General features: G+C 42.8%; 9 protein-coding genes. 2 read left to right on the forward strand and 7 right to left on the reverse strand.

Going from position 1 to position 17,620, the window contains the following annotated elements:
* Positions 1–2: 2 nt before the first annotated feature.
* On the reverse strand, positions 3–1,040 hold the full coding sequence (locus AB6E51_RS06835; protein WP_017063622.1) for a polysaccharide lyase family 7 protein: 1,038 nt from the start codon (positions 1,038–1,040) through the stop codon (positions 3–5).
* 538 nt (positions 1,041–1,578) lie between these two features.
* Between AB6E51_RS06835 and AB6E51_RS06840 the strand changes: the two genes are divergently transcribed.
* Positions 1,579–2,439: an oligogalacturonate-specific porin KdgM family protein gene (locus AB6E51_RS06840; protein ID WP_102332122.1), complete on the forward strand. Its 861-nt coding sequence runs from the start codon at positions 1,579–1,581 to the stop codon at positions 2,437–2,439.
* Positions 2,440–2,628: 189 nt separating this feature from the next.
* Positions 2,629–4,434: a hypothetical protein gene (locus AB6E51_RS06845; RefSeq protein WP_102332121.1), complete on the forward strand. Its 1,806-nt coding sequence runs from the start codon at positions 2,629–2,631 to the stop codon at positions 4,432–4,434.
* A gap of 691 nt (positions 4,435–5,125) precedes the next feature.
* On the opposite strand, the gene AB6E51_RS06850 is transcribed toward AB6E51_RS06845, so the two are convergent.
* From AB6E51_RS06850 to AB6E51_RS06875, 6 genes are all read right to left on the reverse strand, one after another.
* Entirely contained in the window at positions 5,126–6,694 is a 1,569-nt protein-coding gene (locus tag AB6E51_RS06850) for a polysaccharide lyase family 7 protein (RefSeq protein ID WP_102332120.1), read from the reverse strand.
* Between the two features lie 421 nt (positions 6,695–7,115).
* Positions 7,116–8,867 (reverse strand): polysaccharide lyase family 7 protein, encoded by a 1,752-nt coding sequence (locus AB6E51_RS06855; RefSeq protein WP_372058032.1) that lies wholly within the window; start codon positions 8,865–8,867, stop codon positions 7,116–7,118.
* 238 nt (positions 8,868–9,105) lie between these two features.
* Positions 9,106–10,977, reverse strand: coding sequence for a methyl-accepting chemotaxis protein (locus AB6E51_RS06860; RefSeq protein ID WP_372058043.1), 1,872 nt, complete (start codon positions 10,975–10,977; stop codon positions 9,106–9,108).
* Positions 10,978–12,039: 1,062 nt separating this feature from the next.
* Positions 12,040–12,921, reverse strand: a complete 882-nt coding sequence (locus AB6E51_RS06865; RefSeq protein WP_004733521.1) for an NAD(P)-dependent oxidoreductase — start codon at positions 12,919–12,921, stop codon at positions 12,040–12,042.
* A gap of 542 nt (positions 12,922–13,463) precedes the next feature.
* Positions 13,464–15,542, reverse strand: a complete 2,079-nt coding sequence (locus AB6E51_RS06870) for a DUF4962 domain-containing protein (protein ID WP_017061476.1) — start codon at positions 15,540–15,542, stop codon at positions 13,464–13,466.
* Between the two features lie 220 nt (positions 15,543–15,762).
* Complete coding sequence (locus AB6E51_RS06875; protein ID WP_017061477.1) at positions 15,763–17,541, reverse strand: sodium:solute symporter family transporter; 1,779 nt, start codon at positions 17,539–17,541, stop codon at positions 15,763–15,765.
* Positions 17,542–17,620: the final 79 nt, after the last annotated feature.

Genomic DNA, 17,620 nt, shown 5'->3' on the forward strand with positions numbered 1-17,620 from the left:
TGCTATTTACCGTTCAACTTAAGCGCTGAGAAAGTCACACTGTTGTAATCGCCATTCTTTTTATCGATAGCGAAATCGCCAGTACCGCCACAACCAGGTCCCCATACAGGGTGAGAATCGCTCACGCTACATTGGCCGTATGCGCCCGCTTTGTAGTAAAAATCATCTTCAGCATAACCCGTTGGTGAATCAAGTTCATCGATGCCCTTACTCAGGTCGATTTCATACTTAACGGTATCGTGACGCTCGGTTTCAAACGTTAGGTACATCATGGTGCCTTTCACTTCCACTTTGTAACTAAACTCTTCACCAAGAGCAATACCCGCTTCACCCGGCTCTGCAGGGTTTTCCCACGTGTTACCCCACACTGGATAAGCGATATCGGCACGGTTAGGATCTTTTTTCTCTAGGTTACGTTCATAGTTCCAGAATACTGAACCCATTTCTTGGTCAGGAAACTTCTTATAGAAGATCTTTAGTGGTTCATTACCATGCCCATAACCGGTTCCAGCTTTGATTAGCTCATTATGTTTTTTAGCGTGAATCTGACCAACAACCACCGAGTGAGCTGGGTACTTTTCTGGGAACTTAGCGTTAACTGAGACGTGATTAACTTTTAATGTCGCTTCTAATGTTCCGCCAACAGCACTGTATTCACTAGCCGCTGGGTGACTCGACAGTGCCCACTGGTTTCCTTTATCAGCCGTATCGATAGAGAAATCTGCGCCTCTTGGCATTTGTCGTAATTCAGAACGCGCATTCTTCGAGTTTTTCGTCGTAATCGCTTGGTTCTGCACTTCAAATACAAGGTTGCCGTCTTTATCAAGATGGAAGAAATCACTATGTGAGTAGCTCATCATGGCTACCCCTTCTATTTCATCAACACGACCATCTTCATTAATATCTGAAGGTATGGTTATTTTCCAATTATGCATATCGAATTTATCGGCAGGTACGGGGTAAGAAACACCGTTATTTGCGAAAGTAACCATTGGTACAGTCGCTAATAGCGCCACTGCTAATATGTTTTTCTTAAACATGACTCATCCTTTATTGTTAACAGATACCGAGTACACACTCAGTACAGAAACCACTTTTGAACACGAATTAGTACTAAATATTTTCTCTTCGACTTAAATAAGCCAACCGATAAATAGAATTTACATTTAGCCATTTTGTAACTTTTATTAAACATCTGGCTATGGTTTATATTTATGCCTCTCAACATGCTCCCTATGTTTAAGCCACGATGGTTAAAATCATCATTATTAACATATAGAAACACTTAATATTTGTATTATTTTAACACATGCAAAAAAGTGAGTTTCTAAGGTTTGTGAATATGAGAAGTACGTCATGATTGATTTAATACACAAGCCCTAAATTGAGATATTCATAACATTTAGCTATATATTTGGGCCATTAGTCAGAACTTTTTGATAGATCTCACAGAAATCTGACTCAATAATAAATACCATATTTGTCATACATTAATTTAATACCATGTAAGGTATTGGTTTGTGAGCCACGGGTACATTGGATGTATCCAGAATAAAAAAATAATAGTGAGACAAAGGTATGAATTCTGTTACAAAAATTTCTGCAGCTGTTGCATGTACTCTTTTAGCGGGCACAGCTACTGGTGCATCTCTTGATTATCGTTACGAGTATCGTGCTGCGACGGATTATACAAAAACAAATGGCGACACGGCTCACGTAGACGCTCGCCATCAACACCGAGTGAAGTTAGGTGAAAGCTTTAAACTGTCAGATAAGTGGAAGCACTCAACGGGTCTTGAAGTTAAATTCCATACTGACGATTCTTACTACGACGCAGATTCTGGCGAAGTTAAATCAGCAAACAGTAGAAGCTTCTATGACGGCAATTGGTATATTTACGGTATGGAAGTAGAAAATACAGCAACTTACAAAGTCGATAACAACTGGTATCTACAAGTTGGTATGCCGATCGCTTGGGACTGGGATGAGCCGAACTACAACGGCGGTGACTGGAAGATGAAAAAAGTCACTTACAAACCTCAGTTCCGCGTTGGCTATAAAGCAGACATGGGTTTAACGACCGCAATTCGTTACCGTCATGAATATGCTGATTTCCGCAACCACACACAATTTGGTGACAAAGATTCTGAAACTGGCGAGCGTTTAGAATCAGCTCAAAAGTCTAAAGTTACACTGACGGGTTCTTACAAAATTGAATCTCTACCTAAGCTTGGCCTTTCTTACGAAGCAAACTATGTAAAATCTTTGGATAACGTACTTCTTTATAATAGTGATGACTGGGAATGGGATGCTGGCTTAAAAGTAAACTACAAGTTCGGTTCTTGGAAACCTTTTGCTGAGATTTGGTCTTCTGATATCAGCTCATCTTCTAAAGATCGCGAAGCAAAATACCGTGTTGGTGTTGCTTACTCATTCTAATTAGAAATAGTCAATTTATAAAATACCCTCTCCTCTTGTAAATTTTTGGGGCATATTTTAAGCACTTTATTTAAATAATAGGATGTTCTAATTAACGTTAGTTTCATCCTAATAAATATTTAACGACTATTCATTATCTACTTCTTATGTGATTTACATATGGATTTAATATCATAAAGAGAATATTTTATGCAGATTTCTAAAGTCGCTACAGCTGTTGCTCTTTCGACAGGTTTATTATTCGGTTGTAACAGTGATGGTTTACCTATCCCGACCGATGGTTCTACTGATCCAGGTAACCAACCTTCAGCATTAACTACGGGTTACTGGCAAATCAGTGATGGTAACTCCGCTTCAATATCCGCGTCATCAAATGCTGATCTACCAAATGTTTATGTTTTCCAAGAAGATGGCAATCATAAATACTATGACGATGATGATGACTTAGGTACTTACACGATTAAAGATGCAAGTGCTTCTACTAATAATTATGATGAAGAAGCCGGTACGGTCTCTTTCACATATTATGAAACAGGCACATCAACGATCGAAATTCTAGATGGTGTTTTTTCTTTCGATGACGCTGGTGCTCTGAATATTTCAGATAACACCACTGGCATAGACTACTCTGGTTCAGACCAAACTGCGACTGACGCCGTACAAGAAGCTATCAGTGAAGCCAATAAAGCAAATGGTATCAATGGCTACGTTCAAATCTTGGACACCAACAATGGCGGTGTAAAGAATGATGTGGGTGAACTACGTTTGAAATTGTCTGACAGCAGCACAGGGGCAACAGTAGACAGTATCGCATCAGGAAAGGTAACCGTTGACTTAATCTACCAAGTAGATGAAGACACCGAGCAAGAAGCGAATGGTTCAGGTAACAACGCTTATATTAGTCTCTACGCTTCTGGTACTTCTAACACTAATTTACACGGCGAAGTTATTTTTAATGCTGGAGAAATTTTCTACCGTTCCACGGTTACCGATAGTAGCGGTAAACCTCAAATTCCTGATGAGCCTGTAGGCACTTACACTTTAGGTGAAGATCTCGCGGTTGAAATCAGTTGGGCGAGCGGTTACTACACATTCAAAGTCAATGACACTGTATACGACAATAGCGGCAACGGTTTTGAGGCTTTCGACAAAGCTGCCGTTACTATCGTGTCATTGAAGCTTGGTGATACTTCTAACACAACACACTACGAGTTAAACGCTGACAACTTTAAAGTTTATTCGAATGACACAGCTTCTGATGAGCTAGTGTTTGAAGATAACTTTAACAATTACCCGAATGGCCAAGCGCTATCAGGTAATCCGTACAACAACAATACTGCGGAAGCGACAGTTGTTGTTGATGGCGGCAATACTGAGCCTGACCCAGATCCAACGGACAACCAGGTGGCGGCTATTACTGATACGGATACTAGCGATACTGGCGAATTACGTTACAAGTTTGATTCAGGCATGACGACGGGTACACATAAAGTTTCGATGTACTATGATGCTGCTGAAACTGAGTCTGCATATGTTTCTTTATTTGATTCAGCTAACTCTACCAGTTCATTAATCGGAGAATTCAAAATTGATGAAGGGAAGGTCACACTCCGTGGTGAAAGCACTCAAGTCACGACATTCACTCCAGGTACATGGATTGACCTAGAGATGTCTTGGGACACATCAAGCTTGAGCGCTGCTGGTACTTACACCGTGAAAGTCAATGGTACAGAGTATGGTCCTTATACATCACAAAACACTAATCCAGGTGTGGAAGTCACTGCGACAACCATTAAGTTCTCATCAAACAGTGGAACAGCGGATACGACTTTATACGTCGACGACTACAAGGTTTATTCCGATACAGCAGGCACGACTGAAATTTTTTCTGATGACTACGAGAACTACAGTATTGGCGCAGATTTAAGTGCATCGCCATACAACTCAAGTACATTCTCTGCAGTTGTTGCTGAAGATCCTCTGAATGCTGAGTAGTCAGTTTAGTTAACTTAAAACTCTGTCAAAAATGCCGTCTTAGTGACGGCATTTTTATTTCCATTCAACTTCACTAAATCATTCATTTGGCAAAACTAACTCGCAAATAGCCCACTGACACTCTCCTTTAAGAGACTTGCCAATTCATGACAAATTCAAACCTCGAAAGCTCATCAATCGCCGCGTTGACTTCTCAATGTCATCAAGTATTTATGTTGCTTTGGTACATGTCACTTTTAACCAAGGCTAGAAATGGCTCTGTATAATCCTGTTGCAACTGCAAACTCCTCCCTACATCGAAACCAAGAAAACTAACCTGTTTACATAGGGTTAGGATTAATCACGTTCTAAAAACCAACCTTAAACACCTAGCCATGAGTGGTTGAGAATACTTCATGTGTAAATACAAGCTCGTACGAGCGACCTAAGCTTATCGTTCCCAGTATCATTGCATGTAACCGCTATTTACTAAGATAGGCACGTGAGGCGAATGGGAAGCTGTATTGAAGATTGAGCAAAGGATAGGGAGGCAAATTTAGAACTGAGCACCAAGGCCAACCACTAGCCCTCTACTTGATCTATTTAACGGCCTAATATTTCCTCTACCTAAACAGCAGGCACAAAAAAGCCTCCAAACCCTGAGGCTGGAGGCTATTGCGATAACTTAAATATTAAGTGTTATTCGATCAGATTACTTTTGGTATTGATCGTGCGATACGTCTAGCTGGTAGAAAGTCGCTTGTGAGTAATCGTCTAGGTCGCCGCTGATGTTTTGGTTGTAAACACCTGCTTTGAAGTACATGTACTTGCCGCCTACGTCGTAACCGCTGTTGCTCATATCAACCACTTGTACAACGTCGTCTTTGCCTTCACGCATTAACGTTACAGTCATCGTGTTGCCTTTAACGTCAATACGGTAGCTGAACACTTCGCCAAGTGCGATACCATCGTCACCCACTTCAGCCGTCATGTCGCCCACTAGAGGGTAAAAGTCCTCTTTGGTCGCGTCTTGGCTTTCGTGTGCGAAGTAAACCGCACCCGTTGCTTGGTTTGGCAGTTTACGGTAGTACAAACGAATTGGTTCATCGTTTTGATCGTGAATCTGACCAATGATAAAGCGGCCTACTTCGTTCGCATTACCTGTTGTTGTTGCGTGATCGATTTTCAACGTTGCTTCTAAAACGCCATCAATACCAGCAGCAGCTTCTAAGTCAGACTCAGGTGCGCTTGAGAATACCCAGTTGTTCTTGTTAACACCTTTAGTGCTAATAGACTGGTCACCACGGCGCATCATTTCGCGAAGCTCTGTACGCGCATACTTAGTATTTTTAGAGGTACGAACACCTTTCACGTAAGACTTGAAGACTAGACCACCATCGTCAGCTGTGTAGAAGATCTCTGGGTGTTGGTAACCGTTTGCAAGGTTCCACTCAGAAACATCATCAGGCTTACCGTTTTTGTCATGGTCGAATGGTTGAGATAGGTACCAATGCGTCATGTCAAAGTTTTCGCTTGGCGCGTTACCTGCAACTGGTGTCGCTGGCAGGCCTGTCGGAACTGGCAGTGCACTGCGTGTGTCACATTCAACTGAGGTCTCACAAGGGTAAACCGCTGCTACACCAAAGTTACCTGAACGAAGATCTTTGCGCGCATCTTTACGTGCTTTTTCCACTGCTTTCATTTCAGCGATCATTGCCGCTTCTGCAGCTACTACGTCTGAAGTAATGATATGGCTAGCGGGACAAGCGTTAATGTTACAGTTAACCGCAGCTAACCCTGTCACACTGTTCCAACCATTTTTGGTGTTACCGTGACCAACGTATCTTACGTAGCGCGCTTGCACTGCTGGCTCGAATTGGAAACGCTCTAGGCCGATCGCTTTACCTGAGCTCAGTTGGTTTTCAAGTACGGTTGTCCAGTTTTCGCCATCGACACTTACTTGAATATCAAATTTAGACTGGCGCTCGTTACCTTTGCTGAAAGATGCTTGAACCGCATCAAATTCTTGTACTGAACCATAGTCTAGTGTTGCCCACTCACCGTCACCCGCAGATGACCAACGTGTTGTTAGGTCTTGGTCAATGAGACGATCAGGTCCGTTACCATCATGGCTACTAGCGGCAACAGCAACTGGCGTCAGAAGCGCTTCACCAGTTTCTTTGTTATTTGGGAAATCAACAGTCGGTGTGCTCGTGCTCGCACAACCAACTGCAAGTAAAATAGAAGAAGCGAGTAAGGTTTTTAGAGTAATTTGTTTCATATCTAATCCATTATTATAATACAAAGACAGCGTTCGTAAGTGAAAGATAAATTGGCAAACACGAGCTATAAGGCGTTTTCTCTCTCAGTATTTGCGATAACACAAAAATATTACGTAATCTTATAATACAAATAAAACACTTCGTTGAATAAATGAGACTGGGAACACTTTTCGCTTTTTCCATACTTTAACTGGATCACACTTCCTATTGATAAAAGACAATATATAAGAATTGAGAATACGAAATGAGATAGCAAGGCCAGAACAAGCGAGCTGTAATCGTGTGTATTTTCAGGGTTCGGGCAAAATATTTGTCCTTCCAAACACATCACTGTAAGTGTCCAAAAACAAAAATGACCACATTGTAGGTATCAATATGGTCTTCCTCATTACCGACATGGCTCATCAAACATCAGAGAACTCAGTTATGCTCTGCTCTTAGAGAACTAAAGCTCACATCAAACACTTCACCCACATAGTCGCTATCAGGCTTAAACTGCGGATAGATGCCCGCTTTGAAATAGAAAGCGATGTCTGTCGATGTCCAATCTGATGTTAACGAAACCGTGTCCCCATCTTTATCTGTGTAATCTTGTCCCCAAGGGATTAAATGAGAAACGGTGTTGGTTCCATCTAAATCATGAGTCGCCAAGTAGATACCGTCTTGATTGGCACGAATCGTATATCGCCACTCTTCACTTGCCGAATAAGTCCCTAACTCGACACTGAACGGGTCACAATGATTACAGTCTTGGTTGTTGCGCTCAAAATCAGAGTTCAGTATCACTCGTACCGGCTTACCCTCACCTTCCCAAAGCAATTTGACCAATGCTTGATTGATCTTCCAGCCATGGATCTGACCGAGCACTACTTTTGGGTCTTGGCCGTTGATGTTCGGGTAATCTTCAATTCGCAAGCTTGCCGTTAACTCGTGACTGGTTGTGTTGGTTCTGGTGTCGTCCAAATACCAACTGGTATCTTCATCACTGGTGCTACAATCCGGTTGAACACTGCTTTGATACAACTCCCTGAGCTCAGAGCGAATATAGCTAGAGTTTTGGGTAGAGGTGCCGTATCCCATATCCGCTCTAAAGTGCATTCTTCCTTCATCAGTATTGAAGTAAGAAAGATCAATATCACTGTCGTACACATCGCTGTCATTTGAAAGAAGATCTTTACTCGATTCACAACGTTCTGGTTCTAACTCAGCAGCACTGTCACCACCGCTTCCATACCAATCATTCTTACTCGGTGGAATAGTCAGCTTCCAATCATTAATGTCCCAATCGTTTGATCCATCGATTTGAGTCGTGGTGTATCTCAACGCCTGATAGTAAGCAATCGCTTCACCATTCTCAAATTGGTTATAGATACCCGCTTTGAAGTAGCTCAATAAATGCTGCCAGTAAGCGATGTCTTGATTCACTTTTACTTCATCATTCACTTTGAGCGACAGTGTGTTCTCATAAACAGAAAGATCAAATTTGGTAAAACTGTCCAATTCCGCCTCACCTAAATCGTAGCGATTGTATGACGTGGCATAACAATCCGAAGAGTCAGCAGCGCTGCTACAATCAATGGCATTGTTTTTCATGACTGCCCAGTAGTGACCTGTGAGGCCATCTCGTTCTTGCTCCCAAACCACACGCAATAGCGGATGAGGGATATAACCCGTACCACTCTCATCAGTCCCCTTATTGTGTATCTGCAGCAACGTCACTTCATCATGGTCGGCAGGTGAACTCGCCATTGCATGCTCGATATCAGGTAAGCTTATTTCCGCATACAAGCTTCGTCTTACACCCGTTTCATTGATATCGAAGTTTTCTCCCTCACGAACCTCAGAACGCATCTTATAGTTCGCCATTTTAAAAATTAGGTTTTCCGTCTCTTCATCTGCGTAAAAGTAATTACTGATGTAACCATCGAAATCGCCATCTTTCACTTCAGAGGTTTTGTTGCCCTCTGTGCCGTTAGGATCCGATACCTGAAGGTCAGAACTGGAGAGGATGTTTTGATACTTAGCAATATCATAAGGCGCAACAACGCCATAAGACGTTCCTGGACTGGTGTTATCAGAAGGGTCATCGCTATCACTTGAGCTATTTGAACTGCTTCCACCGCAGCCATAGGTGAGTGAAGCGAGAGCGACGATGAGGGTTGGCTTATTCACATTTATCTCACTTATCCATAAGAGTAGAGTGATAAGATATATTTGTACTATTTTATGTCAATTATCTATTTGTCATAATGTGAGATGCGACAAATGAGGTGATATGAGGTGGCGCTACCGAGGATTTAGAGACAAAAACAACGCAGAAAGGCCACTCTAAACTCGACAGGTTTGGAGTGGCTCTCAGGCTAAAAGCCACAATTAAAACATTGATTTTTAGTGTTTATTAATAGAAACGTTAGACTTTAAAGCTACTCATTAGCTCGCTAACGCTGCCATTCAGTGTTTTGATTTCAGCCGACTCTGTCAGTTGATCTTGGCTTAGCTTATTGAGTTCCTCAACGAAGCTTTCAATCTTATGCATGTTCTTAGCGATACTATGAATCAAGGCATTTTGCTCGACAGAAGAAGCAGAGATATCGTTGTTGAAGTGACTCACGGTTTTCATCTGTTCCGTCAGCTTCGCTAGCATGTTTACCGCTTGCACAACTTGAGCACGAGTCATCTCACAATTGCTCTTCGTTAACTCGATCGATTTAACCAAGCCATCCGATTTAGATTGCAACCCAGATAACGCCTCTTCGATTTCAGAGGTGCTGATTTGAGTTCGGTTTGCTAGCGCACGGACTTCGTCAGCCACGACAGCAAAACCTCGACCATGCTCACCCGCTCTCGCCGCTTCAATTGACGCATTCAATGCCAGCAAATTAGTTTGTTCCGCAATTCCTCCAATCACAGACACGATAGACTGGATGCTCTGCGTTTCATTCGCCATTGAGCGAATATCATCAGAGGTGGTGCAGACTTGCTTCTCAAGATCACTGATATAGGTTTCCGTCACGGTGTTAATTTGTTTCGTCTCATCACTGAACACAGCGGCCTCTCTTGCTGCTTCTGCCGCCGACTGAGAACTCTTCTCGACTTCGTTTGATGCTTCAGATAAGCCGTTAATTGCAGAGACCACTTGAACCGTTTCATCAGTGTGAACTTTCAGTACATCGCTGGTTTCTTTACAACCTTCACGAATACTCAGTACCTTAGTATCGAGATCCGAGTTCTTAAATTTGACGTCCTTAACCATCTCTTGCAGACCAATGATGAACAAGTTGATGTCTTTGGCGATGTGTCCTAGGTCGTCATTACCTTTCTCTGCGAGCCTTTGGGTCAGGTCGCCATTACCTTGAGAAAGGTCGTGAACAATCTTACGCAATGACACGATTGGGCGGTAGAAACGATTCAGGAGTAAAGTCATCAATATGACCGACCCCAACACACAGGCAATAATCAGCATTCGAGCATCCGACATCACACCATTCAGCTGATCGAGCGCAAGTTCAGGATCAATACTAGAAATCATGTACCACTCTTTCTGGCTGCCAATATCGACCTTCTTAGCCATCAAGATTCGCTGATTACCATCAATCATACCTTCAATGAATTGGTCAGGTAGTTCAATAGCTTCATTGAGTTTCATTAAGGCGTCAGCAGAAGATATATTGCTCTGTGGAAGCACGTTTTCTATTGTGGATGCAATTACCATCCCTCTCTCATCCACGATGATACCTTTGGCTTCGTAGATGCTATCTAGCTGTTTGAGCTGAGTTTCCAAATCATCAAATCGAATGTCTGCCATGATGACGCGATCTTGATAGGTGTAAGTCACACCAATCATAGGTACTTGAGTACTCTTGGTGAAAAACAGATCACTAAAAGATAAACCTGATTTCAATTTCGCTTGTTGATACCAAGGACGAGTCGTTGGGTTGTATTTTTCTTTGATTCCAACACCGTTTGGGAAAGACTCTGAAGGACGAGAAGTGTAAGAACGACCATCATCAAAACCCACTACAATCTTGTCAATACCACCGAGCTTAGCGGCAAAATGCATCAGCGCTTCGTTTGGTACTTGGTATGGGGATTTCATGAACTCTTGTGCAACGGAATTGACCGTATCGATGGTGCGCTGGACGGTGCTTTCAATCTGATTAATTTCTATCGTTAACGAGTGATCAATCTCGTTATAAATCGTTTGGTTTACTTGATCAGTCGCCAAGTTAAGCGTGAACCAGTTCGTAAATGCCAAGGCACTGGAACTGACGATCGCCACCATTAAAATCAATTTTCCTTTAAACCCTAGAGACAATTTTGAATTCATAAAACTCATAATCCATATCAACCTATGTCTATTATTTTTATCCGAATGAAATGGTCATTTTTTAGATATTCGAAGATACGGGAAGCAAAACTTGTTCATGCCGTTCCATCGTCACAACCATCAATTTAATTAATATTGTATGTTTAATTTGCTGCACTTTCTGTGAGCAATCTTGACATATCAAAACTGGTTAAAATCACCCTGTGACATAGGTATCATTTATGAGTTTGAACTTTTAACATGATTAGAAAGGAATAATTAACCAATTAAAAATGATCAACTTTCAGATGATTACCTCACAACTTCGCCGATAATGCGTCCACTCAAATTATTCATATCACTTTCGGTCACCTGACTAGGAAAGTGAGCCTTAGGTCACATTTTCACTAACCAACCATTCACTCAAGGCATTCAATCTTAAAATTTATTTGTAATACAATAAGCCTTAAGTTATGGTGTATTTGAATCATAACTTAAGTTCTTTCTGGATGCTTTTGTTCAGTTCAAAGTGATAATTGAAGCAGCCGCTTTAAGGTCATTGAACTCGTTTAACGTAGAAACTGTCGGGGGATCTCGTTATTCGTTTTTTCACTTTCTATTGATCATTTGTTTTTCCAGACGGCTCGTCCGAACATGCCCATACAGTCACCAGCTGTGTGGGTTTTTTTTACTTTCTTTTCAGACCCGATATACGAGCGGTGTTAAGCCATCGCCAACAATCAGTTAAGTGCACTGGTTTAAGCTTGCGAGGAAAAGTGAGTGAGTTGGTGCTAGAAGGCTTTGAATTTAGATATAGATATAGATATAGATATAGATATAGATATAGATATAGAAACAAAAATAGGAATTGAGGCAGTAACAAAGTTGAACAGAGTTTTGAGTAGGTGTAGCTGAGGAAGTAGAAGTAGAAGAGTTTAACGAGGGAACAAAGGGTTGGGTATGGCAGATAAAAACGAACCTCGCTGAGGTATCGCCGCCTAAAAAGACAGGCAATACCCTAGCGAGGTCGTACGTCGATTACTTCTCTAGTTTAGCGAAGTAGTCGAAGATTACTGGTACGTCGTTGTTACCCATTCCTGCGTCAACAGCAGCTTGTAGGCTAGTTGCAGTACCTTGAGCAATTAGAGACTCAGTACCTAGCTCTTCACAAAGAGCAAGGAAGTAACCAAGATCTTTGTTAGCGTTAGCAACAGAGAAACCTAGCTTCTCTTCGCCGTCTACTGCGTAGAACTTACAGAATTGCATGAATGGTGAGTTAGATGGACCTGCAGACATGATGTCAAACAGTTGTTGGCCATCAACACCAGCGCGTTGAGCAACAGCGAAAGCTTGAGACATAGTCGCAACAGTCGTCATACCCATGAAGTTGTTTACAAGCTTAGTAACGTGACCAGAACCTAGAGCACCTAGGTGGAATACGTTTTCGCCTTGCTCTTCAAGAACAGGTTTAACTTTGTTGAAAGTTTCCATGTCGCCAGCAGCCATGATGTTCAGAAGACCATCTTTAGCGTGTGCAGGAGTACGGCCTAGAGGTGCGTCGATCATGCCCGCGCCTTTTTCAGCTAGAGCTGCGCCGATTTTCTTAGTAGAAGCAGGGATAGAAGTACCGAAGTCTACTAATACTGCGCCTTCTTTGATGCCAGCTAGAACGCCGTCTTCGCCGTAAACGATTTTTTCAACAACAGCAGAAGTTGTAAGACAAAACTGAACGATATCACTTGCAGCCGCTAGTTCTTTAGCAGAAGTGAATGCAGTTGCGTTGCCGCGATCTGTAACGCGAGCAACAGCTTCAGCGCTTAGATCCATTACGTTTACGTGGTAGCCGCGCTTTTGCAGGTTTTCAACCATGTTGCCGCCCATAAGACCTAGGCCAATGAAACCGATTACAGGTTTAGTCATGTTCAAACTCCAAATATAGTATTGTATGATTATATGTTCATTATAATAACTACGTCTTTCTCGTTACGCAATAGTTTTAGGGTAATCCTTCAATGCTTAGACGCAAGTTGTGACGGGGGTTCACTTTACGAGAAAATATGGGGCACGCTTTGTACTTACAAGAGCGATATCCCAATCAAAAAATAACCTATTGATGAAATAATGCACTCTAAATGTCATACGATTAATGAGAATAAGCCACTCCAATAACGATTATTAACCTGCCGTCCCTTTTTTCAGACAAGATTAAGGCTGCCCACTGTCAGTAGTTGACAAATTATTGGAAGACAGTCACTGCCCTAGCCTTAGTAAGGTTTACTGAACACGGGTTTTAAACCAAGTTTTGTCGCCACTTACTAAGCCTGGCACTCTTGCTACTTAGCCTCTAACTAACCAACGCAACCTCTTCCCACCTCGTAGGCTACTGCCTGTTCTGTGCAAACAAAAAAACTCCGAGCTTTCACTCGGAGTTTTTAGTATCTAGCTTCTGTTGCTTCAGCGAATTACAGTTCGATTGAAACCGTTTCACCGTCAACATTTAGCATTAGCGTGTTACCTTCAAGCTTGTGAGACACTTCAACTTGCTCGCCTTCGTTCTTATTAGGAACAAGAAGGGTCAGGATGTTGTGCTCTTTCGATGGCTTGAATTCCACTTCAACGTGACGGTGGATTTCAAGATCTTTGAACTCGTATGGGTCAACTTCGCCAAAACCTTCAACATTCTTAACTGACGTGATGTTATCAGCAGACTCGTTGATGAAGTTTACGTCTAGGTGCGCAACTTCGCCACGGATAGTGAAAGACTTGTCTGCCACGTCGTTTGCGAAAGTTGTGTGCATTAGCCAAGTCATGTCTTTCTCTTCAGAAAGCGTTGCCTTGTCTTGCATTACGAATACTTTACCTTGAACAAACCAGACCTTACGCTTGTAAGATTCAATTTCAGGAACGAAGTACTTGTAAGATGCCGTTGCATCACCCTCAACCATCTTCACATCAGATTCAGTGTCGAAATCAGAGATGTTGCCGCCCGCTTCGATACAGAAGCGATCTTGGTGGTTTTCGTAGCCCGTGTTCTTGTTCTCGCCGTACTGACCTTTACCGCCAAATAGTGGAAGGTTCTTAGAGAACGTTTGACGACGCCATTTAGTGTGCATATCAACACCGAAACCACCATAATAGCCAGTGATTGACGCTAGCGTTTCACCGAATGCATGCAACGTGAATGCGTTTTGGTCACCGTGAGAGTGGCTGATTGAGCCAAACGGAGAACATTTGAATACCATGTGAATATGGTTATCACGCTCAGTCATCTTGTTGTGGAATGCAGCCCAACCCGTGATTGGGAATACTTTCAACAGTGGGTCATTCGATGGTGCTTTCTCTTCAGGTGCATCCCAAAGGAAGTTAAAGCGAAGATCATCGTAACCGAAGTCCCACCAACCGAAGTTGTAGAATTTGGTGTGTGCTTCAGTATCACGGCCTTTCAGTTGGTTGTAGTACCAAACATACTCAGGCTTCTGGTTAACACCTGCGTAATGCTTGATGTTGTAAGCCAGTTTTAGACCTGGGAAATCACCGATTGAAGACTGGTCACAGAAGCTCGCGCGCTTAGAGTGAACAGGCATGCAGTAAAGCGGGAAATCACCTGTGTTTTCGTAGAATGTTTTGTTGAACATGTCTACGCCACAGTATGCTTTCAATAGGTCGAATGCTTCGCCTAGGAATGCAGTTTGCGTGTTCCAGTAGTCAGGACCTTCAGCCCAACCGCCGTCTACACCGCCCCATGGTGGGTAGTGTACTGCGTAGTATTCTAGTGCGTATGCAATGTACTCGCCTGCTTTCGGGTGATCGTGGTAAAGCGCGATACACGTTGGGATGATAGCAGAAGAGATAGAACGAACACCGTGGCTGTTCAGTGGGTTGTTCAATAGATCAACCGTCACTTTCAGGTGGTGCATGATTTCGTCTAGACGCTCAATCAAAGCATCTTGAACTTGCTGACGTTCTTCATCTGTGAAGTAGCCGTGTAGCCAGTCGTAACCCCAAGCCATAGCCGCGATAACACGGAAAGCCGCTTCATCGTTATAGCCACGAGAAGTCACGCCTTCTGGATCGTACGTAGACAGTTTTAGAGTCCAAGCTTTTGCTTTAGCAATTAGCGCTTCGTCTTCTTTCACAACACCAGCAATTGCTAGGTTACGTGTCGCGTTTAGTGCCATTTGGCAATCAACGTACATTTGACGCCAGTAAGGACGCCATAGAGAAGCTTTGCCTACCGTGTCAGCTGGGTACGCTTGAGGCTCTTCGAAAGGAGCAGTCTCAAGGAACTTAACTGTCGAGTTATTGTAGAAATCATCAAACATGCAGTGAGCTTCATCGGCTTTCACTTTCGCTTTGAATTCTTCTAACTGATCTGCTTGAACAAGAAGACGTGGACGTGCTTCGCTCAAGTTGTCTAGGAATGATAGGTCGAAGTCACGTTTCTGTACTTCGATAGGGAGTAGGTCTACAAGATTACCTGCTGAAGTATCATTCTCCAGCTTCATCTTCCTGATTGCATCAAGAGATTTTTGGTCGCTCATTCTAACTCACTTATTTTTCAAGTTGATTGAAAGGAATTAGCAATAATATACGTCTTATTGTAGGACAATTAAATCTATTTCGGTTCGATTGAACCATTTTGTACAGTTTTCGTGATTTAGGTCAGATATCTTCCACCTGACCGTTTTTCCGTTTCGCAGAGCAAAAAAAATGCGACGCCCTTTCGAGTCGTCGCATTCTATTATAATCGTTTTCTATGTATTAGCTTTCAGTTACTGCTTTCGCTTGCTTGCCGCCGTCATCGACCGCTTTAACCAATAGCACACCAACACCACCAACAATCACACCACAAAGTATGAAGACTAGACGTCCCCACATTGGGTTAGTGAGTAGAGCCATTAGCATGATACCGACACCCGCTACCGCAATCAGTTTACCAAGCATTTCACGCTGTTTGTTATCCAGTACTTTCTGTTCTGCTGACTCCGCAACTAATGGAGTAGACAGGTTACCGAAGAACTTATCAACGTCTGCTTGACGCTTCTCAGTTAATGGCTTGTAGAACAGAGTTGATAGGATGAAGAAACCACCTGTCAGCGTAATGTGAGCAATCAGACCGATAGCAACCTTAACATCAGACCATTCACGGCTTGTTAGCTCTTCTAGACCGAAGATTGAAGACACCATTTCAGCGTTAACAACGAAACCCACGTAGTAAGAAACAAAACCACCAACCACTAGCGTACCCCAACCAGCCCAGTCCGGAGTCTTCTTAATAAAGAAGCCAAGGAATGCAGGAATTGTCATTGGGAAGCCGATCAGTGCGCCTACATACATCATGGTATCGAACAGGCTCAAACCTTTAAGCGAGTTGATGAACTGTGCAATAAGGATGATAGCAATACCAAACACGGCAGAAGTAATCTTAGAAACCGTTACTAGTTCTTTTTCGCTAGCCGTACCTTTACGAACGATTGGTTCATAGAAGTTCTTAACAAAGATACCCGAGTTACGGTTTAGACCAGAATCCATTGAAGACATTGTCGCTGCAAACATCGCCGCAACTAGAAGGCCAACCATACCTGCTGGCATGTACTCTTGTACGAAGTATAGGTAGGCAAAGTCACCCGCTTTCTTACCTGCTTCTGGGTAAGCTGCTGCTAGGTCGACACCTTGACCTGCAATGTACCAAGAAGGCATGAACCAGATAAATACACCACAAAGCATTAGCACACACGCTAGTAGCGCTGCTTTCTTCGCGTTCTTTGAGTCTTTAGCCGCTAGGTAACGGTAAGAGTTAAGCATGTTGTTAGTAATAGAGAACTGCTTCACGAAGATGAAGAATGCCCAAATGCTGAAGATGCTTAAGTAGTTAATGTTGTTACCAGAAAGGAAAGAACCGCCTTCCGCTACAGGGAAGTTATTCACGATTTCACCAACACCGCCACCTTGAACAACAGCAACAACAGCACATGTCACGGTTACTGCCATGATGATAACCATCTGCATAAAGTCAGATGCAATTACCGCCCATGAACCACCCGTTACAGACATTGCCAATACAACCAAACCGGTAATCCAGATAGTTGCTGTCATGTCGAAACCGAAGATACCAGAAGCGATGATTGCTAGTGCGTTTAACCATACACCGGCAGAAACAACACTGTTTGGCATTGAAGACCAAGTGAACACTTGTTCGTTAGTCGCACCGAAACGCATACGAATTGCTTCGATTACCGTTACTACACGTAGTTGACGGAACTTTGGAGCAAAATATGCGAAGTTCATGAAGTAACCAAATGCGTTGGCTACGAAGATGACCGCTACTGCAAAACCATCGTTATACGCTTTACCTGCCGCACCGGTGAATGTCCATGCACTAAACTGGGTCATAAAGGCGGTTGCACCAACCATCCACCACAACATGTTACCGCCCCCGCGGAAGTAGTCACTGGTGGTACTTGTAAATGTTCTAAACATCCAACCTATCGCAATCAAGAATAGGAAATAAATGCCGACAATAATCGTGTTGAGTTCCATCGTGTATCCTTTGTCCGTTGTATTTTGTTACGAGGACTATAGGAAATCTCAAACTTTATTTGTAGTACAATAATCCAAA

Origin of the sequence: Vibrio sp. 10N.247.311.47 (assembly GCF_041467535.1) — a bacterium.
Taxonomy (GTDB): domain Bacteria; phylum Pseudomonadota; class Gammaproteobacteria; order Enterobacterales; family Vibrionaceae; genus Vibrio; species Vibrio crassostreae_C.